General features: G+C 58.2%; 16 protein-coding genes and 2 tRNA genes. 2 read left to right on the top strand and 16 right to left on the bottom strand.

Features of this window, described 5'->3' with window-relative positions; translation table 11 throughout:
- Nucleotides 1-364: 364 nt before the first annotated feature.
- From FBX99_RS06500 to FBX99_RS06465, 8 genes are all read right to left on the bottom strand, one after another.
- Entirely contained in the window at nucleotides 365-1,495 is a 1,131-nt protein-coding gene (locus FBX99_RS06500; protein WP_178111845.1) for a hypothetical protein, read from the bottom strand.
- A 158-nt stretch (nucleotides 1,496-1,653) separates the two neighbouring features.
- Nucleotides 1,654-2,643 (bottom strand): Abi family protein, encoded by a 990-nt coding sequence (locus FBX99_RS06495; protein WP_145130973.1) that lies wholly within the window; start codon nucleotides 2,641-2,643, stop codon nucleotides 1,654-1,656.
- A 268-nt stretch (nucleotides 2,644-2,911) separates the two neighbouring features.
- Nucleotides 2,912-2,987, bottom strand: a tRNA-Thr gene (locus FBX99_RS06490).
- A 417-nt stretch (nucleotides 2,988-3,404) separates the two neighbouring features.
- The gene (locus FBX99_RS06485; RefSeq protein WP_144928787.1) at nucleotides 3,405-4,658 is read right to left on the bottom strand and encodes a methyltransferase; all 1,254 of its coding nucleotides are present in this window, start codon (nucleotides 4,656-4,658) and stop codon (nucleotides 3,405-3,407) included.
- Nucleotides 4,639-5,328 carry an ABC transporter permease gene (locus FBX99_RS06480; protein WP_144928789.1) on the bottom strand — a complete coding sequence of 230 codons (690 nt, stop codon included), beginning with the start codon at nucleotides 5,326-5,328 and terminating at the stop codon, nucleotides 4,639-4,641. Before FBX99_RS06480 ends, FBX99_RS06485 begins: the two co-directional genes overlap by 20 nt.
- Entirely contained in the window at nucleotides 5,325-6,020 is a 696-nt protein-coding gene (locus FBX99_RS06475; protein WP_047699855.1) for an ABC transporter permease, read from the bottom strand. The genes FBX99_RS06480 and FBX99_RS06475 overlap by 4 nt, the downstream gene beginning before the upstream one ends.
- 78 nt (nucleotides 6,021-6,098) lie before the next feature.
- Nucleotides 6,099-6,854, bottom strand: coding sequence for an ABC transporter substrate-binding protein (locus tag FBX99_RS06470; RefSeq protein ID WP_145130971.1), 756 nt, complete (start codon nucleotides 6,852-6,854; stop codon nucleotides 6,099-6,101).
- 13 nt (nucleotides 6,855-6,867) lie between these two features.
- A complete protein-coding gene (locus FBX99_RS06465) occupies nucleotides 6,868-7,641 on the bottom strand; it encodes an ABC transporter ATP-binding protein (RefSeq protein ID WP_145130969.1) in 774 nt (257 codons plus the stop codon).
- Between the two features lie 377 nt (nucleotides 7,642-8,018).
- On the opposite strand from FBX99_RS06465, the gene FBX99_RS06460 reads away from it, so the two are divergent.
- A complete protein-coding gene (locus FBX99_RS06460) occupies nucleotides 8,019-8,456 on the top strand; it encodes a carboxypeptidase regulatory-like domain-containing protein (protein ID WP_145130967.1) in 438 nt (145 codons plus the stop codon).
- Nucleotides 8,457-8,465: 9 nt separating this feature from the next.
- Here FBX99_RS06460 and FBX99_RS06455 read toward each other — a convergent pair whose 3' ends face one another.
- From FBX99_RS06455 to FBX99_RS06440, 4 genes are all read right to left on the bottom strand, one after another.
- Nucleotides 8,466-8,912: a hypothetical protein gene (locus FBX99_RS06455; protein ID WP_144928796.1), complete on the bottom strand. Its 447-nt coding sequence runs from the start codon at nucleotides 8,910-8,912 to the stop codon at nucleotides 8,466-8,468.
- A 127-nt stretch (nucleotides 8,913-9,039) separates the two neighbouring features.
- Nucleotides 9,040-10,098 carry a YhcG family protein gene (locus FBX99_RS06450; protein ID WP_145130965.1) on the bottom strand — a complete coding sequence of 353 codons (1,059 nt, stop codon included), beginning with the start codon at nucleotides 10,096-10,098 and terminating at the stop codon, nucleotides 9,040-9,042.
- Between the two features lie 239 nt (nucleotides 10,099-10,337).
- Nucleotides 10,338-10,745, bottom strand: coding sequence for a hypothetical protein (locus tag FBX99_RS06445; RefSeq protein ID WP_144928800.1), 408 nt, complete (start codon nucleotides 10,743-10,745; stop codon nucleotides 10,338-10,340).
- A gap of 65 nt (nucleotides 10,746-10,810) precedes the next feature.
- Nucleotides 10,811-11,140, bottom strand: coding sequence for a DHCW motif cupin fold protein (locus FBX99_RS06440; protein WP_047699844.1), 330 nt, complete (start codon nucleotides 11,138-11,140; stop codon nucleotides 10,811-10,813).
- Between the two features lie 191 nt (nucleotides 11,141-11,331).
- On the opposite strand from FBX99_RS06440, the gene FBX99_RS06435 reads away from it, so the two are divergent.
- On the top strand, nucleotides 11,332-12,312 hold the full coding sequence (locus FBX99_RS06435) for an arsenic resistance protein (RefSeq protein ID WP_144928802.1): 981 nt from the start codon (nucleotides 11,332-11,334) through the stop codon (nucleotides 12,310-12,312).
- A 213-nt stretch (nucleotides 12,313-12,525) separates the two neighbouring features.
- On the opposite strand, the gene FBX99_RS06430 is transcribed toward FBX99_RS06435, so the two are convergent.
- The 4 genes from FBX99_RS06430 to FBX99_RS06415 all read right to left on the bottom strand — a co-directional run bounded on the left by FBX99_RS06430 (nucleotide 12,526) and on the right by FBX99_RS06415 (nucleotide 16,262).
- Nucleotides 12,526-12,601 (bottom strand) — tRNA-Phe (locus tag FBX99_RS06430).
- 102 nt (nucleotides 12,602-12,703) lie between these two features.
- Nucleotides 12,704-12,976 carry an oxidative damage protection protein gene (locus tag FBX99_RS06425; RefSeq protein ID WP_144928824.1) on the bottom strand — a complete coding sequence of 91 codons (273 nt, stop codon included), beginning with the start codon at nucleotides 12,974-12,976 and terminating at the stop codon, nucleotides 12,704-12,706.
- Nucleotides 12,973-14,040, bottom strand: a complete 1,068-nt coding sequence (gene mutY, locus FBX99_RS06420; RefSeq protein ID WP_144928826.1) for an A/G-specific adenine glycosylase — start codon at nucleotides 14,038-14,040, stop codon at nucleotides 12,973-12,975. The genes FBX99_RS06425 and mutY overlap by 4 nt, the downstream gene beginning before the upstream one ends.
- On the bottom strand, nucleotides 14,037-16,262 hold the full coding sequence (locus FBX99_RS06415; protein ID WP_144928828.1) for an AsmA family protein: 2,226 nt from the start codon (nucleotides 16,260-16,262) through the stop codon (nucleotides 14,037-14,039). The genes mutY and FBX99_RS06415 overlap by 4 nt, the downstream gene beginning before the upstream one ends.
- Nucleotides 16,263-16,318: the final 56 nt, after the last annotated feature.

Here is a 16,318-nt window from a genome sequence, read left to right as displayed (position 1 = left end):
ACAACCGAATCAGGCTCCACAGCCATAACAACTACCTGCCGCCAATAGCCATGGAGCAGCAGGCAGCTTGATCACCGTAATCGGTGTCCGGAAAAACTTGACCAGAACAGGCTCGCTCCCACAGGTTTTTTCAGGGTGTGGAGGAAAAGTGAACACCCAGAAACAACAAAGCCCCCGCATTTCTGCGAGGGCTTCGTCTTGTATGGTGCCGGCACCAGGAGTCGAACCCGGGACCTACTGATTAAAAGGAAGGTGCTTAAGACTTATAAAACAATGAGTTAAGTGGTTCCTTGTTACGTGCGGACACGCCAAAACCCTTATGTTCCGCGGGCTCTGGCTCGCCTGTTACGTGGCGGATAGGCACTCAGAGATTCTCGGATATGAGGATTGGCATTTCGCGTGACCATTCGCCTAACCCCTCAATATCGAGATCGACACGGAATCGATACCAGCCACCCTCACCGACAGTGTCGATTTGCTCAATCGAAATAACCTTCCGAACACAGCGCAACGGCGTCGTCGGCGGTGTTATGCCGTGGCTGTCTACGTATGGAATTGCGGCCATCCTAATCGCCTCCAGCTTGATTAGACGTGGAAGCCAGGGCGAGCCAAAGAAACCGACGGAATACTCACGAATTCGCGTGCCGTAGCTGGGAGCGAAGTAGGACTCCGCACGGCTCATTGAAAGACACGTTTTGACTTGTTGAGGGAGCGCCTCCAAGCCTCTTATACGAGCGAGACTTCCGTTGAGTATTTGAAAGTCATGGTCGTCACCCAGTGCCATCGTCATTGGAAGCTGATGGACATCGATCTTCGGAAAACTGGGCTTAACCAGAGTTGTGATCACGCAGTCATTGCCGGTTTTCGACCATGACGGCGCGGCCAACAGTTCGCGGCCGTCACCAAGTTCATTGACGAGCACGTATTTATCATAAGGATCTGCGCTTTCGAACTGGTCTATGTATCTCAACAGTTCAGAAAGATTTCCTATTACGAAGTGCTCTACGCGATAGCTCCACTTGCTCTGCTCTGCAGCTACTAAATCACCGACAAAAACTATCGACGGGCCGATGGCTATGAAGTCAAAAGCGTTTCGTCCAGGGTTTAAACCGGAAATTTCAAGATTTATGCGCGCTTCGTGCTCGGCTTTCATTGCGCGGAGTAAGTGTGCGGGGTAGACAGAGGGATCAACATCGATGAGCCGAGCGTGAATTTTACACATCCATATCCCGTTGCTGATGCTAGTCCTCTGCTCTGGGGTCAGGGTGGGATCGTACCGCGCGCCTCCCGGTGCAGCAGCGGTGATATGGGCAGCCTCACCGATGCTTATGGTTTTGGTAATGGCGGAATCGCTTGGGCCGATGGTTGTCTTGTCGCAGTTTCTAAATGAGCAACGGTAGGCAACGCGCAGTGCAAGCATGCTTTTCGTAGTAGAACTGAACTCATCTCGCGCTGATTTAGCGATGCGTCCTTTGCTCGGTTCGTCAGTTCTCATGCATCGTTTCCCTACGTTGGCCGCATTCAGCCGTGGCTTGTCAGCTTAGCTTTTTTGCGGCTGCCTCCGCTATTTTTTGAAGGCAACTGCCCTTCTCAGGATAGAGGTGTCAGTCAGCAGTGAAGCGGGGAATTTACCGCAATCTGTTTCCAGTTTCTCTACGTTAGGCGCCATTGCTGTTGATCTTTCCAATCATTTGGAAATCCCATGAGCCTCAAGTAATCCAGTTCCTGCTGATCCATGATTTCGGCCAGGCGAAGCTTCCACTGGCTGTCTGGGCTGATCAAGTCGGTTAGGTAGGCCAGCATCGTCAATACGACGTATAGCCGCTGTTTGGGCTGAGGCTGGTCGGCGGGGGCAGTGGGAATGGCCCATTCTTTAGGTAAGGACGGTCGAATCGAGAGCTCTCGGTTCCATAGTCGTGAGTGGTGGGCACAGCAGTTGCGAATGAAGGTCAGCGTGTGTAGCCAGGAGGCCAGTACTTCGAAGGGTAGGCTGAATCTGGTGGCGATAGCTTTCTTGTCGGCGCTTTTGCCTATGGCATTGAAGAGGGTAGATACCGTCCCAAGGCTGAGTTCTTCCAGGACCGCCCAGGCGGGTGGCAGCTCAGGGGAGGCATAGGTTGCAGCGTAATATCGGAAGTAGTTGTCACGCATGCGGTTTTCTATCCGCTGTTGTTGGAGCCCATCGGCTTGCCGGCCCTTTTTGATGCGGTCGATATCTCGTCTGAGTTTGTTGCGTTCCTTATTCAATTGCTCCCGCAACGGACGCAACAGATCGGGGTGTGAGTATGAAGAGGAGAAGACTGACGCGTCAGCTATCCAGTCAGGCCCGTACTTGGGGCACATATGATTGCTGATAGTCGCTCGTATGGCGACTTCGACACGTTCGATGGCATCCATGGTGATGCGCCGTAACGAACCATCGAAGCGGTAGATATCGACGATTGCCTTCAGTTTGCTGCCGGGCTTGAAAGTATGTTCAGGATCTGACTCCTGAAAGGGGCGCATATAGGGACTCAGGCGAAACAGCGTGACCACTTCGAGAAAACGCATGGCCCGATCATCGTTGGCGATGTGCAAACCTCGTTGCTTTAGCAGTTCCAATTGCTGTTCTACGCTGAGAGCCGGTTTGTCGAAGGGCCTCATTGTAGTTTTCTCCGGGCAAAAAAAACCCGCACGATTTGAGCTTGCTGACTGGGTCAACCTAGGCTTGGCGGGTGTGTTGGGGTGCATTATAGGTCGGTGTAAGAGACCGTCAACATTGTCCTGACGTGAAATTGTAACGGGTAGGTGCGCAGGCAAGGTTCGGTCTGTGGATGCCGATAAGGCGATATCGGTCTTATCTAGCTCCTAGGAAGGTTCAACCTCCAGAAACAACAAAGCCCCCGCATTTCTGCGAGGGCTTCGTCTTGTATGGTGCCGGCACCAGGAATCGAACCCGGGACCTACTGATTACAAGTCAGTTGCTCTACCATCTGAGCTATACCGGCGTGTGGGCGACGATTATAGCGATTGAGTGATTTCTGTAAACCCCTGAATTCTGACTATTTTTGCCCGGACCTTAGGTCGGCTGAGAACCGGAAGCTTTCCTGGTTTGTCCTCGGCTTGGCAGGCACGGTTGTTCAGGGGGACCTGGAGCACGCCTTGACCTGTTTGGCGCAGGTAGGGATGTGATGGCTGGTGCTTTCCACTCCTGATTTTTCGACCGTTATGCCGATTTGCTTGGGCGCTTATGCACAACGGACACGACTGGACGAATGGCGTCTTGCGATTTTGTGACAGCCTTCTCGTTTGCTTGCAAATGCCTGTTTTAATGGTTTTTTCTGTTGATGAGCAAAAAATGATCAGTTGTAATTTGCTTAACAAAACGCGGATTTATTGGATCCAGGCATATTCCATCAACAGAGTTATCCACAGGCTGTTTCACCTCGGCAACGCTCTGCCAGCAGCATCAGATTTCGCGGTGTAATGGGTGTTTCGCAGAAAGTGCCAAGGCGAACGTCGTAGCCTTTTCCAGTGAGGAAAAGAGCTCGATCCAGTGCCAGCCAAAGTTCCAGTGGCCGTCGGAAAAGGCCACGCACCAGTTCCAAGTTACGCACCTCGACCAAACGTCGATGACCTGCGGCTTCTAGGGCGACCCAATCCGGCGAGCCAACGATGGACAGGTTTTTCAGGGCTGCCAGATCGATGCAGTATTGATCGAAGGATTTATCCAGCCACGCAGTGGGTAATGAGGGGGTGGGTAGGTAGTCGTTGTGGCCTCGGATCTGTCGTTGCAGTAGGTCGAAACCCAGGCGCCGGGCCATGGACTGATCTCGTTGTCTGCGCACACGGGCCCCGGCGGTAACGGTTTCGGTCAGTGGCAGGCCGAGATCGTCGATGGACAACTGCAGGGCTGAGTCCCGTGCGGCGTCGGACAGTGGCTGATAACGGTCAGCGCTAATGCGGTTATAGCAGCAGGGTGCAATCGCCAGCTGGGTGCAACCAGCGGCGGAGGCCAGTTGCATCAGACGGACATGCAAGTCACCGCAGGCGTGCAGGGCGACCGGTGTGTGCTCGGCATGGATCGCCTGGGCTGCCTCCGGTGCCAGTACATCTTGCTGCAGGTGCGTGGCGGCCAAATGGTGACGCTGGCTGAGTTGTTGGCCGTTGATGACCAATGCTGGATCGTATTCCAGACAGGTCAGTCGTTGGTCACTGTGCAGCAAACGTCTGCCGAGGTGGCCCTTGCCGGCGCACCAGTCGAGCCAGTGGGTCGGTTCGGTGGAGAATTGCAGGCGGCTGGCGAAGGCTTCGATCTGCTGCCACTTGCGCCCGGGTACGTCGACGTTGAGGCGCTGGGTTGGCGCTTCGAGTCGTCTGCCGGGCAGTTCCGCGACAGTGCTCAATGCATGGGAGCGCATCGCCAACTGCGGAAACGGCGCTGGCGCGTGCTCGATCAGCCAGGGCTGGTGATGGTCGTTCTCCGCATCTTCCAGCGAACGCCGGCGTAGCCACTGGGCGAGTTCCGGATACGATGTTTCCCAGGGCAGTTGCAAGTGGGTAAACGGGCGGGGTTCCCACAGCGCCTGGTGTGTCGTGAGAAATTCATCCAGTTCGACGAAGCGGGCGAGCAACGCTGCGCCCGTCAGCACGTCGGCTTCAGCGCCCCTGGCAGGCATCGACGCGTAACCAGCGTTCTAGCTGCTTGAAACCTTGCACCAGCAGGAACGCTATCACCAGATAGAACAAGCCCGCCGCGAAAAAGATCTCCACGGGCAGGTAGGTCCGGGCGATGATGGTGCGGGCCATGCCGGTGAGTTCCAGCAGGGTCACAGTGCTCGCCAGGGCGCTGGCCTTGAGCATCAGGATCACTTCGTTGCTGTAGGCCGGCAGCCCGATTCGCGCGGCCCGCGGCAGCATGATGTAGAACAGCGCCTTGGGTCGCGACATGCCCAGGGCCCGGGCGGCTTCGATCTCGCCTTTGGGGATGGCCTGGATCGCGCCCCGCAGGATCTCGGCGATGTAGGCGGCAGTGTGCAAGGTCATGGTGGCGGTGGCGCACCAGAACGGATCCCGCAGGTATGGCCACAATGCGCTGCTGCGTACGGCGTCGAATTGCGCCAGGCCGTAATAGACCAGAAACAGCTGGACCAACAACGGTGTGCCGCGGAAAAAGAAGATGTAGGCGTAGGGCAGTGCCCGCACGTACCAGAGGCGCGAGGAGCGGGCGATGCCCAGCGGAACCGCCAGCAACAAGCCGGCGATCACGGCGATGGCAACCAGTTCCAGGGTCAGTGTCGCGCCTTGGGCCAGTTTTGGCAGCCATTTGATGATGACTTCCCAGTTCATTGGGTGCTCCTGGCAAAGCCGCGGGCGGCGCGTCGTTCCAGCATATGCATGCCAGCCATGGCCAGGACCGTCAGGCCCAGGTACATGAACGCGGCCACCATGTAGAAGGTGAAGGGTTGCTTGGATACGGTCACGCCGATCTGTGCGTGGCGCATGATTTCTTCCAGGCCTATCACCGAAACCAGTGCGGTATCCTTCATCAGGATCATGAACAGGTTGCCCAGGCCGGGCAGGGCAATGCGCCACATCTGCGGCATGATCAACTTGGTGAAGATCCGCCATTTCGACAGGCCCAGGGCCACGCCGGCTTCACGGTGACCTTTGGGGATCGCCAGGATCGCGCCACGAAACACTTCCGTGGCGTAGGCACCAAAACACAGCCCCAAGGCGATGACGCCGGCGGAGAAAGGATTGAGGGCCAGGTCCGGGTTGCCGAAGTACTTGCCCAGGGCTCCCATCAGATTGATGGTGCCAAAGTAGATCAGCAGCACCCAGAGCAATTCCGGGACGCCGCGGACCAGTGTCGAATAGGTGCCACCAAGCCATTGCAGCGGCTTATGGGCAGAGGTCTTGGCCAGGGCGCCGAGCAGGCCGAGCACCAGTCCCAGGCACAAGGCCGAGAGCGCCAGTTTGACGGTCATCAGTGCGCCAGCGGCAAGCGCCGGGCCGAATCCGTAGAGGTCGATCATCATGGGTATGTGTTCATATCGCGGCAGGCTTTGCTAAGGGCCGGCGCTGCGGTACAGCAGCGCCGACCAGGCACGTCCGCATCAGTAGATGCTGAACGGGAAGTACTTGTCGTTGATCTTTTTATAGGTGCCGTCGGCAACAATTTCTTTCAACGCGGCGTTCAGCTTGTTGCGCAGGTCGTCGTCACCCTTGCGCACGGCGATGCCGATCTTGTCGCTTTCCACCACCGGGTCGCCCTTGAATTCATAAGCGCGGCCGGCGTCGGTTTTCAGCCAGTCGTAGTTTACGTATTTGTCCGCCAGGATCGCGTCGACGCGGCCGGAGGTCAGGTCCAGGTAGGCGTTTTCCTGGGTGTCGTAGAGCTTGGCCGTGATGTCGCTGCCCAGTTCGTCTTCCAGCCAGGTACCGGCGAGGGTCGCGCGTTGAGCACCGATGACCTTGCCTTTGAGTGAAGCCTTGTCGGTCTTGAACTCGACATTCTTCGGCGCGATGAATTGCAGTTTGTTGGAGTAGTACGGATCGGTGAAGTCCACGGCCTGCTTACGCTCTTCGGTAATCGACAGAGAGGAAATCAGGAAGTCGAACTTCTTGGCGTTCAGGGCCGGGATGATGCCGTCCCAATCGGAGGTGACCACTTCGCATTCGACTTTCATCTTGGCACACAGGGCGTCACCGATGTCCTTGTCGAAGCCCACGACCTGACCACTGGCGTCCTTGTTGTTGAACGGCGGGTAGGCGGCTTCGATGCCCATTTTCAATTTTGGGGTCTCCGCGGCATTGGCCGAGAGCACCAGGCTGGCGACAGCGGCCAGGAGGATTTTCTTGTAAGTCTGCATATGCACTGCTCCGTTAGCGGTTGCTGGACATGAATTGCTTGCAGCGCGCCGAAAGCGGGTTTTCGAAGACCTGCTGTGGCGATCCTTGCTCTTCGACCAGGCCCTGATGGAGGAACACCACTTCGCTGGAAACCTGACGGGCGAACCCCATTTCGTGGGTCACCAGCAGCATGGTGCGACCTTCTTCGGCCAGGGCGCGGATCACATTAAGTACTTCCTGGACCATTTCCGGGTCAAGGGCGGAAGTGGGCTCGTCGAACAGGATAACCTTGGGTTGCATCGCCAGGGTTCGGGCGATGGCGGCTCGTTGCTGCTGGCCGCCGGACAGCTCGGCGGGATAGGCGTGACGTTTGTCGGCGATGCCGACCTTGGCCAGCAAGGCTTCGGCTACTTCGACTGCTTCGGCCTTACTTTGGCCGAGTACTCGGCGTGGGGCTTCGATGATGTTGTCGAGCACGCTCATATGTGGCCAGAGGTTAAAGTTTTGAAACACAAAACCAATCTCGCTGCGCATGCGATTGATCTGTTTGCCGTCGGCGGCCACCAGTTCACCGTTTTTCGCGGCCTTGAGCTTGAGCGCTTCACCGGCCACCAGGATCTCGCCCTGGTTGGGGTTCTCCAACAGATTGATGCAGCGCAGGAACGTGGACTTGCCGGAACCGGAGGAGCCCAGGATCGAGATCACATCGCCGTCGCGGGCGGTCAGCGAGACGCCTTTGAGCACCTCCAGCTGCCCGTAGCGTTTGTGCAGGTTGCGGATTTCAAGCGCGGGCGTGGCCTGGGCCATGTGCGGTCCTCATGATAAGTGCTCCCTTGCTGTTGGCAGCCTTCCTGGCGAGGCGGCCAAGCTAGCATGCGTCCGAACGGCAGCCAACAGCGCTACGGGTGGTAAACCGGTGATGTGCGGCAGCTTGTCGCATCGGCACAGCAGACTGTCGCGCCATCAACAACCGAACGGCTGTTTGAACCGTGTTTGCCGGTGAAGATCCGGGGGAGTCGCGTAAAAAAAGGCGCGATGGTGCCAGCTTTGGGCGGGGGTTGGAAGGGTTAACCGGATGAGCGTTTCATTCCAAACTGCATTCGAGCCAACTTCCAATTGATCTAAACCCGAACGTTGGTTAACCAATCAAATGAGATGGCTTTCCAGAATCAGGAGTTGCCATCATGAAAACCCTCCATTGCCTTATCGCAATTGGTGCACTGCTGTTCCCCATCATGCTCAACGCCACCAACCTCGCTCCAATAGACAACGCCGGCGTGCAGGTTCAGCCGCTACAGCAAAACGGCATCACCTACCTGTCCGGTGGTATTGGCGAGGACGAGGCCCGGGCCATCAGGCAGGCGCAGGGGTACAACCTGCACATGATTTTTGCGGTCGGGCCTGAAAACAAATACATCCCTGATGTGCACGTCACGATCCACAACGCATCGGGGCAAACACTGCTGACGCTGGATGACGCGGGACCGTTGGTTTATGTGCAACTGCCGCCGGGCAAGTACGCCGTGATGGCGACACGTAATGGCGAAGAGCGCCGCGACACCGCCGACATAGGCAACGGGGCCGCACGCAATCTGGTGTTCCATTGGAACGGTGACGAATAGCCAATCGGCTTACTCGCCGGCGGGCTCTTCCATCGATTGGCGATAACGGTCCAGCGCTTCGCTGAAGTCCTTGATGAATTCGGGAGTGCTGAGCCAGCGCCGTGCCGTTTCGCGGTCCATATCGTCGGCCCACATGCGGTAATCCACCAGCATGTCGGCGGCCAGGTTGGTTGCCGCCATGCTTTCGTTCTCGGCGTTCTTCAGATCCAGCAGGCCCGGGCGTTCGCTGATCATCACGCTCAGGGAAGAAAGCAGCGTATCGAGCAATTCGCTTCGACCGACGGCTTCGGCTTCGCGCAGTTTGGCGAACAACTCCAGTACGTAGACGGGTGGCTGAGCGGTAGCGTGGGCCGGATCGCCATACATTGGAATGGATTTGCGCCCGGTCATGCGGATCTGCTTGGCTTTGTCTTTGGCGCGCCTGGCGCGTTTCTGCTGCTTATTCAATGAGGCCATCGGGCTTCGGTTTCCAATTCGTCAGGTGGCAATGTCCGCCTCAAGCCATTTTGGCAGGGTCGGTGGTCTGTTAGACGGGTAGTTTACCGCTTCGGACTCGGATAATGCCCAGATCAGCGTGAGGGGGTCAGTTGCCTTCAGCCGCTGTGCCCGATGCTCGTTCCTCAAGTCGCGCCCGCTCACGATCCAGTTCATTGCGTAGCTCTTCTTCTGTAGGGAGTACAAGCTGGTACTGGCTGGCGAAAAGTTGTTCGTTGCCTTGCAATACGGAGTAGCGCACTACCGACTCGTCCTTTTGCGCGCAGAGGATAATTCCGACGGTGGGCTTGTCGTCCGGGCCGCGCCTCTGGTCATCGTAGAGGCGGACGTACATGTCCATCTGGCCGATGTCCTGATGGCTGAGTTCGCCACGCTTGAGGTCGACAATCACAAAGCACTTGAGCAGATAGTTGTAGAAGACGAGATCGATGTAGAAGTCCCTGCTCTCGGTGCTGATGCGTTGCTGACGGGCAACGAAGGCGAAGCCCTTGCCCAGTTCGAGGAGGAAACCCTGTAGCTGGTCGAGCAAGGCCTGTTCCAGATCGGTTTCCAGCAGGAGGCCGGCATTGGGCAGCCCGAGGAACTCCAGGACGACCGGATCCCTGACGATATCCCTTGGGCCGAGTTCGAAGGCTTTCAGGTTGTCCGAGGCCTCCTGCTTCACCTTGGGCCGGTCGCGGCTTGCCAGCAGGCGCTCGTAGCAGAAGGTTCCGATCTGGTGTTCCAGAGCGCGGGTGGACCAGTTTTGCGTGGCGGTTTCGTTCATGTACCAGTGCCGGGCGTTATCGTTTTCCACCCGTAGAAGCGAGCGGTAATGGGTCCAGCTCAATTCGTGACGCAGTGCGTCACACTTTGGGAATGCCTGATAAAAAAGCCGCATATAGCGCAGATTCGAGGCATCGAAGCCTTTACCAAACTTCGCCGTAAGTGTTTTCGCCAGAATTGGCAGCAGCCGTTTTCCATAAGCTGCACGCTCTGCTCCTCTCTGCTCGAATTCAACGATATGCCGTCCAATCTGCCAGCAGGTATGTACTTGAAGCGTATCAACGGCGCGCAGCACTTTACGGCGTGCCTGCTGGATCAGCTCACCGAGTTCGTTGATCAGTGGCGCAAGCTTTGGATCGTCTTGGGGTAAAAGTGGACTCATCGAGTATCAGCCGAAGTGGTGGGCGGTCCAAAAAAGAATGCTCCAATCGGTATGTTGATGATGCCGGACGAGGCTGTTTGGCCTGGGTGAAAAGCGACGGATTCATGCGGGATCGGTTTGAGGCGGGGCTATGTCAGTTGCGTCAGGACCTGTAGGCACTGTCCGAATAAAATGTCGGTGTGCGGAAAATTCTGACGCAGGCTACCCGGTTCGACCGGGCAGCTTCGTGGGCAGCGAAGTTAATCGGACGCTTGCGTCAGTTCCCGGGACGCCGCGACGTAATCGGCCTGGAATTGGGGGCTTTCGACCCAGTCCAGCGCGGTTTGCTCGTCGACACCCATGGTCAGGCGACGATATTCGATCAAGGCGGTAAAGATGAAGTCCGTGGCTTCTTCTTCACCTTCCTGCTCCAGCACCAGCGCCAGCAGTGGATGGCCGAGGAAGGCCGCGCACATGGCCTGCTGGCTGACTTTTTCGGCGATGCGCATCTGGTTGAACAGATCGGACAGATCCACCGTTTCCAGATCGATGCGCTCATCGTTCGGGTCCAGGAAGTCATTCGGCGCAGCTGCACGTTGAACGCGGTTCTGCTTGGCTTTCGCCTTGGCGCGCTGGTTACGTTTCTGCTGTTTGTTCGCCGATGCCATGGGCCGGATTCCTGACGTGAGATAAGGCTGTATATCCTACAGCCTCAAGGCCAATGCTTCGAACCTCAATCCACCACGAACAGGGTGGCACCCTGGGATGTCGAAGAACGGTGGGGCTCGGCCTGGTCAGCCACCTGATAGCTCATGCCAGGCTTGAGCACGAAGTGCCGTCCATCCTCCAGCTCGGTGTTCAGCTCACCTTTCAGACAAAGCAGGATGTGCCCCTTGGTGCACCAGTGGTCAGCCAGATACCCCGCCGTATATTCCACCATTCGCACCCGGATGTTCCCGAATTGTCGTGTCCGCCAATACGCCGTGCCGGTGATGCCTTTGTGTTCGGTGGGTTCGATGGTTGACCAGTCGGTGGTGCCAAAGGGAAGGTCTGTGATGTCCATGTCGGCTCGTTTGTCGGGAGGGCAAGTGGGAGTCGAATGTAGCCGAGTCGCAGACGCGGCGAAAGAGCCGGGACCTCGCGCCAGTTGTGTGATGCAACGTGGGAACGGGTCGGGGTGAGGTAAGATGCGGGTACTTTAAATCTGGGTTCAGGTTGCCATCCGAAGAAACTCGCGAGTCATAAGGACATAGTTTGAACAAAGAGCGGTTGGAGCAGCACCAGATTTCGATCTACTTCGGTGCTGTCATCGTCGCGGCCATCGCCGGCCTTGCTGCGCCTGCTGCCTCCCAGGCCCTGAGTGTGCTGGTGACTCCCGTCATCGCGGTGCTCATGTACGCCATGTTTCTCCAGATCCCGTTTCTCGATCTTCGCGAAGGGCTCGGCAACAGGCGCTTCATGCTGGCCCTTCTCATGGCAAACTTCATCGTCATTCCGTTGTTGGTCTGGGCCTTGACCAGGGGGCTCACTCATCACCCGGCGATCCTTGTAGGCGCCTTATTGGTTTTGCTCACCCCGTGTATCGATTACGTCGTGGTATTCACTCATATCGGCAAGGGTGATTCCAGACTGACTCTGGCAGCCACACCGGTACTGCTACTTCTGCAACTTGTGCTGTTACCCCTGTACCTGGCCTTTATGCTCAGTGGCGATTCAGCTGTTGTGATCTCTATCGGCCCATTCGTCGAGGCCTTTGTGGTGCTGATTGTTTTGCCGATGGTGCTGGCGATAGCCACCGCTGCCGGGATAAAGAAATCACCCTTCATAAAAAGGTGGCACAACGCCTGGGCCTGGATGCCCGTTCCGGCCATGGCCGCTGTCTTGGTCGTGGTAATCGCTTCGCAGATTGGGTGGGTTGTCAGGGACGTGGATAAGTTATTGCCGGTCGTCCCTGTTTATGTTGCCTTCATGTTCCTGGCACCGCTGCTGGGGGCCTGGGTAGCCCGGCTCTTCAAGTTGCCCGCGACAACGGCCAGATCGGTGGCGTTCAGCAGTGCTACGCGTAATTCATTGGTGGTGCTCCCACTGGCGCTGGCCCTACCGGAAGAGATCAGAGGGCTTGCAGCGGCTGCGGTCATCACTCAGACCCTGGTGGAACTGGTCAGTGAGTTGATTTACATCCGCGCGATTCCCGCCTTGGTTCGGTCCGGGAAGCAGTTTTCTTCGGGTCGTTGATCCGCCACCCTGTCGAGCGCCAAGGGTTTGGGAAGGACACTGGTCAGATGGGGCAGCCCTGAAGAGGCGAACGTGCAACAACGCTCTGAGCGACCATGCATGAAACCTTGTGTCGCTCACATGGCCAAGGTCCTGTCATCAGAATGGTCCGCTGATAAAACAACAGGCAATAAAAAACCCCGATCAATTTCTTGATCGGGGTTTTCGGTATTTTGGTGCCCAGAGACGGAATCGAACCGCCGACACGGGGATTTTCAATCCCCTGCTCTACCGACTGAGCTATCTGGGCAACGGGGCGCATTAAACGGGTTTTTCAGGGGGGCGTCAAGCAAGTTCTCAAAAAATATTTAATTATTACCGTCGCTTACGATTCGCCCCGAGTCCGGACAGCTTATTCGGACGGCGGCACGTAGCCTTCGGCCTTGGCATATTCTTCGCCGGAAAAGAACTTCGCCATTTCGCCCTGAAGGTATTTGCGGTCGTCGGCGTTCATCATGTTCAGGCGTTTTTCGTTGATCAGTAGCGTCTGGTGTTTCTGCCAGTCGCCCCAGGCCTTGGCCGAGACGTTGTCGTAGATATCCTGGCCGATGGGACCCGGGAAGGGGGCTCGTTCCAGGGCGGGCAGTTCTTCTTTGTATTTACGGCACATGATGGTGCGGGTCATGACAGCTCTCCTGCGTTCAATACGGCGGCCGCGCGCTCGAGCAAGGTTTTGACCGGGGCGGCCAGGCCCAGGCGCGGTGGGGTGGCGAGGTTATACCAGAGCCAGTCGGCCTCGGCCACGTGATGGCCGTTTTCCCGAACCTGGACCAACCAGGGTTCGATTGCCAACTGGAAGTGGCTGAAGGTATGTACCAGGCCGGGCATCTCCTGCTGCTGGCCCAGCTCCAGGGCATGTTGCAGGGCCAGGTGCTGAAGGTCGTCGAGGTCGTCGAGTTCCGGCAGGCTCCACAATCCGCCCCACAGGCCGGTGGAAGGGCGACGATAAAGCAGGATGGCGCCTTCACGGTTGGCCAGCATTGGCATCAGCGTGCGTTTCTTGGGGACCTCCTTGCGCGGCTTGGGGATCGGGTAGCGGGTTTCCAGGCCCAGCATGTGGGCTTCGCAACCTGACTTGAGAGGGCAGAGCAGGCAGCTGGGCTTGCTGCGGGTGCAGAGCGTGGCGCCCAGGTCCATCATCGCCTGGGTATAGGCGTTGACCCTGTCCTGTGGGGTGAAGCGCTCGGCGGTGGCCCACAGTTGCTTGGCGACCTTGGGTTCGCCCGGGTAGCCTTCCTGGGCCGTAAAGCGCGCCAGCACCCGCTTGACGTTGCCATCGAGGATTGGCGCCCGCAGGCCCATACTGATGCTGGCGATGGCGCCGGCGGTAGACAGGCCGATCCCCGGTAGTTCGGTGAGTTTTTCCACATCCCGGGGGAATTCACCGCCGTACTGGTCGACGACGATCTTTGCGGTCTTTTGCAGGTTGCGCGCGCGGGTGTAATAGCCCAGGCCGGTCCACAGGTGCAGTACTTCGTCTTCCGGCGCGGCGGCCAGGGCTTCGACGGTCGGCAGTGAGGCCATGAAGCGGTCGAAGTAATTGAGCACGGTGCTGACCTGGGTCTGCTGCAGCATGATTTCTGAGACCCACACCCGGTACGGAGTGATGCCTTGTTGCCAAGGCAGGTCGTGACGCCCGTGGCGGTCGAACCAGTCCAGGACAGCGGAGGAAAACTGCTCGGCTCTCATCGTTTGAACAGCCCCTTGAGCGCGTCCTTCAGCTCGGGACTGACCTTATCGCCCAGCTTCTCGTCGATCTTGTCGCCGAGACGGTCGCCGGCCAGTTTTGCCGCCACCTTGCCCAGCCCGTCGTTGTCCAGACGGCACGCCTTGGCGCCGAGTTCCAGCGGGCCACGGCAGCGCAGCGGCCATTCGACGTCGACGTAGCGTTCGTTGACCTGGCAGGCCGGGTCGGGCATATCGCTCTTGTCACCTTCGACGATGACGCCGACGCGGTAATCCATGCCGAGCACGCGCAGGTCGATGTCACCGTTGCCGTTGACGGCCATGCCGGGGATGCGGACTTTCAGGTCCGGGTTGTTGGCCACGCCGTTGTGGAAGGTCAGGTTGCCGTCGAGTTGCTGGAACGACGTGTCCTTGCCCCGAGGTTCGCCGCTGAGGCTCTTGCGGTTCAGTAGGGCGATGCCCTTGCACAGTTGTTGTTCGAGGTTGGCGTTGAGCAGCACACCGTCGTTGATGACGAATCCGGCGTTGCCGTTCAGGCTTTCGATCAAGGCTTTCTGGCTGTTGCCGCTGGCGGTGACGGCGCTGTTGAGTGTCACCAGTCCCTTGACCGGCGGATTCTTGCCCTGGCTCTCGATGATTTTCTCGGCGGGCACCCGGTTGATCCGGGTTTGCAGGCTCAACTGCGGCGTGGGCTGGCGTACATCCAGCGTGCCCTTGGCTTCGAAGTTGCCGTTGAACAGATCGCCCCGCAGGTTCTCCAGGGTCAACAGGCCGCCCTGGCCGGTGGCCTTGAGGGCCGCATCCTGGATCGGCAGCTTGTCGAGGGTCAACAGGCCGAAAGTCAGGTCGGCATCGAGGTCCAGCTTGCTCAGACGCTCCACCGGAAAGAGCCGGTCGTTGCTCCAGGCGCCCTGGGTCGGGGCGTTCGGCAACGGCGTGGTGCCGGCGCCGGCCATGGCGCTGGCCTCGGTGTTGCTGACTTCCTCCTCGCGGGCGGCCTTGGCGCTGTTGGTCTCGGCGGACTTTGGCGGCAGGTAGCGATCAACGTTGAACGTGTCGGCCTTGAGTTGCGCGCGTAGGGACTGCTTGGCGAAGTCTTCCACGGCGATACGGCCGCTGAAGCTGCTGTCGTCGACCTTCAGATTGATATTGTTGAATTCGACGCTGCTGGGTGTACCGGCGATGCGGCTGACCAGTTCGACCTTGGTCAGGCTGCCTTCGCCCATGGCCGGCAGTTTCTGGCCGATGCTGTCGACGAAGTTCGCCAGGTCGAACTGGGCGATCGATACGCCGCCGTTCAACTGCGGGGTCTTGTCGAGGTCGTTGACCTTCAGCTCGCCCAGGGCACGCAACTGGTTCAGGGACAGCTTGATACCGGTCCATTCGGCAACGTTCGCGGCCCTGTCCAGGAACAGCTGGCCCTGGGCGTTGAAATTCAGGATCTTGCCCTGTAGCGGATCGCCGGTGACTTCGCCGGACAGTTTCAGGTCTTCGAACTTGTAGCGCTGCAAGGCGCGTTCGAAGCGCAGTTCGCCGGTGACCTCGGTTCGCACGCGTACGGCTGGCTGGCTGCTGGACAGGAAGGCGGTCAATTTGACCGGGATGTTGGTGGAGTCGTGGACCGCGCCGGTGCTCAGTTGGATACTTTCGGCGCTGAACTGCTTGCCGGTCTGCTCGTCGGTGTATTCGACCCGGGCGTTGTTCACGGTCAGGCTGTCGATGTCCAGGCGGGTCGGCTGGGTTGGTTTTTCCGCCGGGGTACTGGCCGGCGGAGCAGGCTGCTCGGCCGGTGCCGGCGTGCCTGCTGTGGTTGAGGATGCGGGGGGCTTGCCAATATCTTCCCAGTTGCCGTGGCCGTTCTTGTCACGGTTGAGGCGCAGGTTCAGGCCTTCGACCCGCACGTCGCTCATCTGTACTTCCCGGCGTAACAGCGGCATTACCCGTACGGAAAGACCGAGCATCTGCAGGTCGGCAAAAGGTTGTGTCGGGTTGGCCAGCGTAGCGACGCTGGCTTCGTGCAGTTCCAGGCCCAACCATGGGAACAGGCTCCAGCCGATGTCGCCATTGAGGGTCAGCTCAATGTGGGCCTTGTCGCGGGCTATCTGGCGGATCTCTTCCTTATAGTCGTTGGGATCGAAGAGGTGGGTCAGGGCGAAGCCCAAGGCCACAATGATCAGCAACAGCCCGAGAAGTACCAGACCCAGGATTTTGCCGAACGCTTTCATGGGCGAGTCCTTATAGGTTGAGTTCAGAATTGGCCTGCGAGTATAACGCCGTGGAT

The organism is Pseudomonas sp. SJZ074 (assembly GCF_007828215.1).
Taxonomy (GTDB): domain Bacteria; phylum Pseudomonadota; class Gammaproteobacteria; order Pseudomonadales; family Pseudomonadaceae; genus Aquipseudomonas.
Note: the sequence above shows the minus strand (reverse complement) of the source record. Positions and strands in the feature narration are given on the sequence as shown.

Excerpts from the sequence above, each read along its gene's own strand:
- FBX99_RS06495 (WP_145130973.1), bottom strand. The coding sequence starts at position 2,643 with ATGAGGCCCTTCGACAAACCGGCTCTCAGCGTAGAACAGCAATTGGAA.
- FBX99_RS06470 (WP_145130971.1), bottom strand. The coding sequence starts at position 6,854 with ATGCAGACTTACAAGAAAATCCTCCTGGCCGCTGTCGCCAGCCTGGTG.
- FBX99_RS06500 (WP_178111845.1), bottom strand. The coding sequence starts at position 1,495 with ATGAGAACTGACGAACCGAGCAAAGGACGCATCGCTAAATCAGCGCGA.
- FBX99_RS06440 (WP_047699844.1), bottom strand. The coding sequence starts at position 11,140 with ATGGACATCACAGACCTTCCCTTTGGCACCACCGACTGGTCAACCATC.
- FBX99_RS06465 (WP_145130969.1), bottom strand. The coding sequence starts at position 7,641 with ATGGCCCAGGCCACGCCCGCGCTTGAAATCCGCAACCTGCACAAACGC.
- FBX99_RS06445 (WP_144928800.1), bottom strand. The coding sequence starts at position 10,745 with ATGGCATCGGCGAACAAACAGCAGAAACGTAACCAGCGCGCCAAGGCG.
- FBX99_RS06415 (WP_144928828.1), bottom strand. The coding sequence starts at position 16,262 with ATGAAAGCGTTCGGCAAAATCCTGGGTCTGGTACTTCTCGGGCTGTTG.
- FBX99_RS06475 (WP_047699855.1), bottom strand. The coding sequence starts at position 6,020 with ATGATGATCGACCTCTACGGATTCGGCCCGGCGCTTGCCGCTGGCGCA.
- FBX99_RS06425 (WP_144928824.1), bottom strand. The coding sequence starts at position 12,976 with ATGACCCGCACCATCATGTGCCGTAAATACAAAGAAGAACTGCCCGCC.
- mutY (WP_144928826.1), bottom strand. The coding sequence starts at position 14,040 with ATGAGAGCCGAGCAGTTTTCCTCCGCTGTCCTGGACTGGTTCGACCGC.
- FBX99_RS06460 (WP_145130967.1), top strand. The coding sequence starts at position 8,019 with ATGAAAACCCTCCATTGCCTTATCGCAATTGGTGCACTGCTGTTCCCC.
- FBX99_RS06480 (WP_144928789.1), bottom strand. The coding sequence starts at position 5,328 with ATGAACTGGGAAGTCATCATCAAATGGCTGCCAAAACTGGCCCAAGGC.
- FBX99_RS06485 (WP_144928787.1), bottom strand. The coding sequence starts at position 4,658 with ATGCCTGCCAGGGGCGCTGAAGCCGACGTGCTGACGGGCGCAGCGTTG.
- FBX99_RS06450 (WP_145130965.1), bottom strand. The coding sequence starts at position 10,098 with ATGAGTCCACTTTTACCCCAAGACGATCCAAAGCTTGCGCCACTGATC.
- FBX99_RS06455 (WP_144928796.1), bottom strand. The coding sequence starts at position 8,912 with ATGGCCTCATTGAATAAGCAGCAGAAACGCGCCAGGCGCGCCAAAGAC.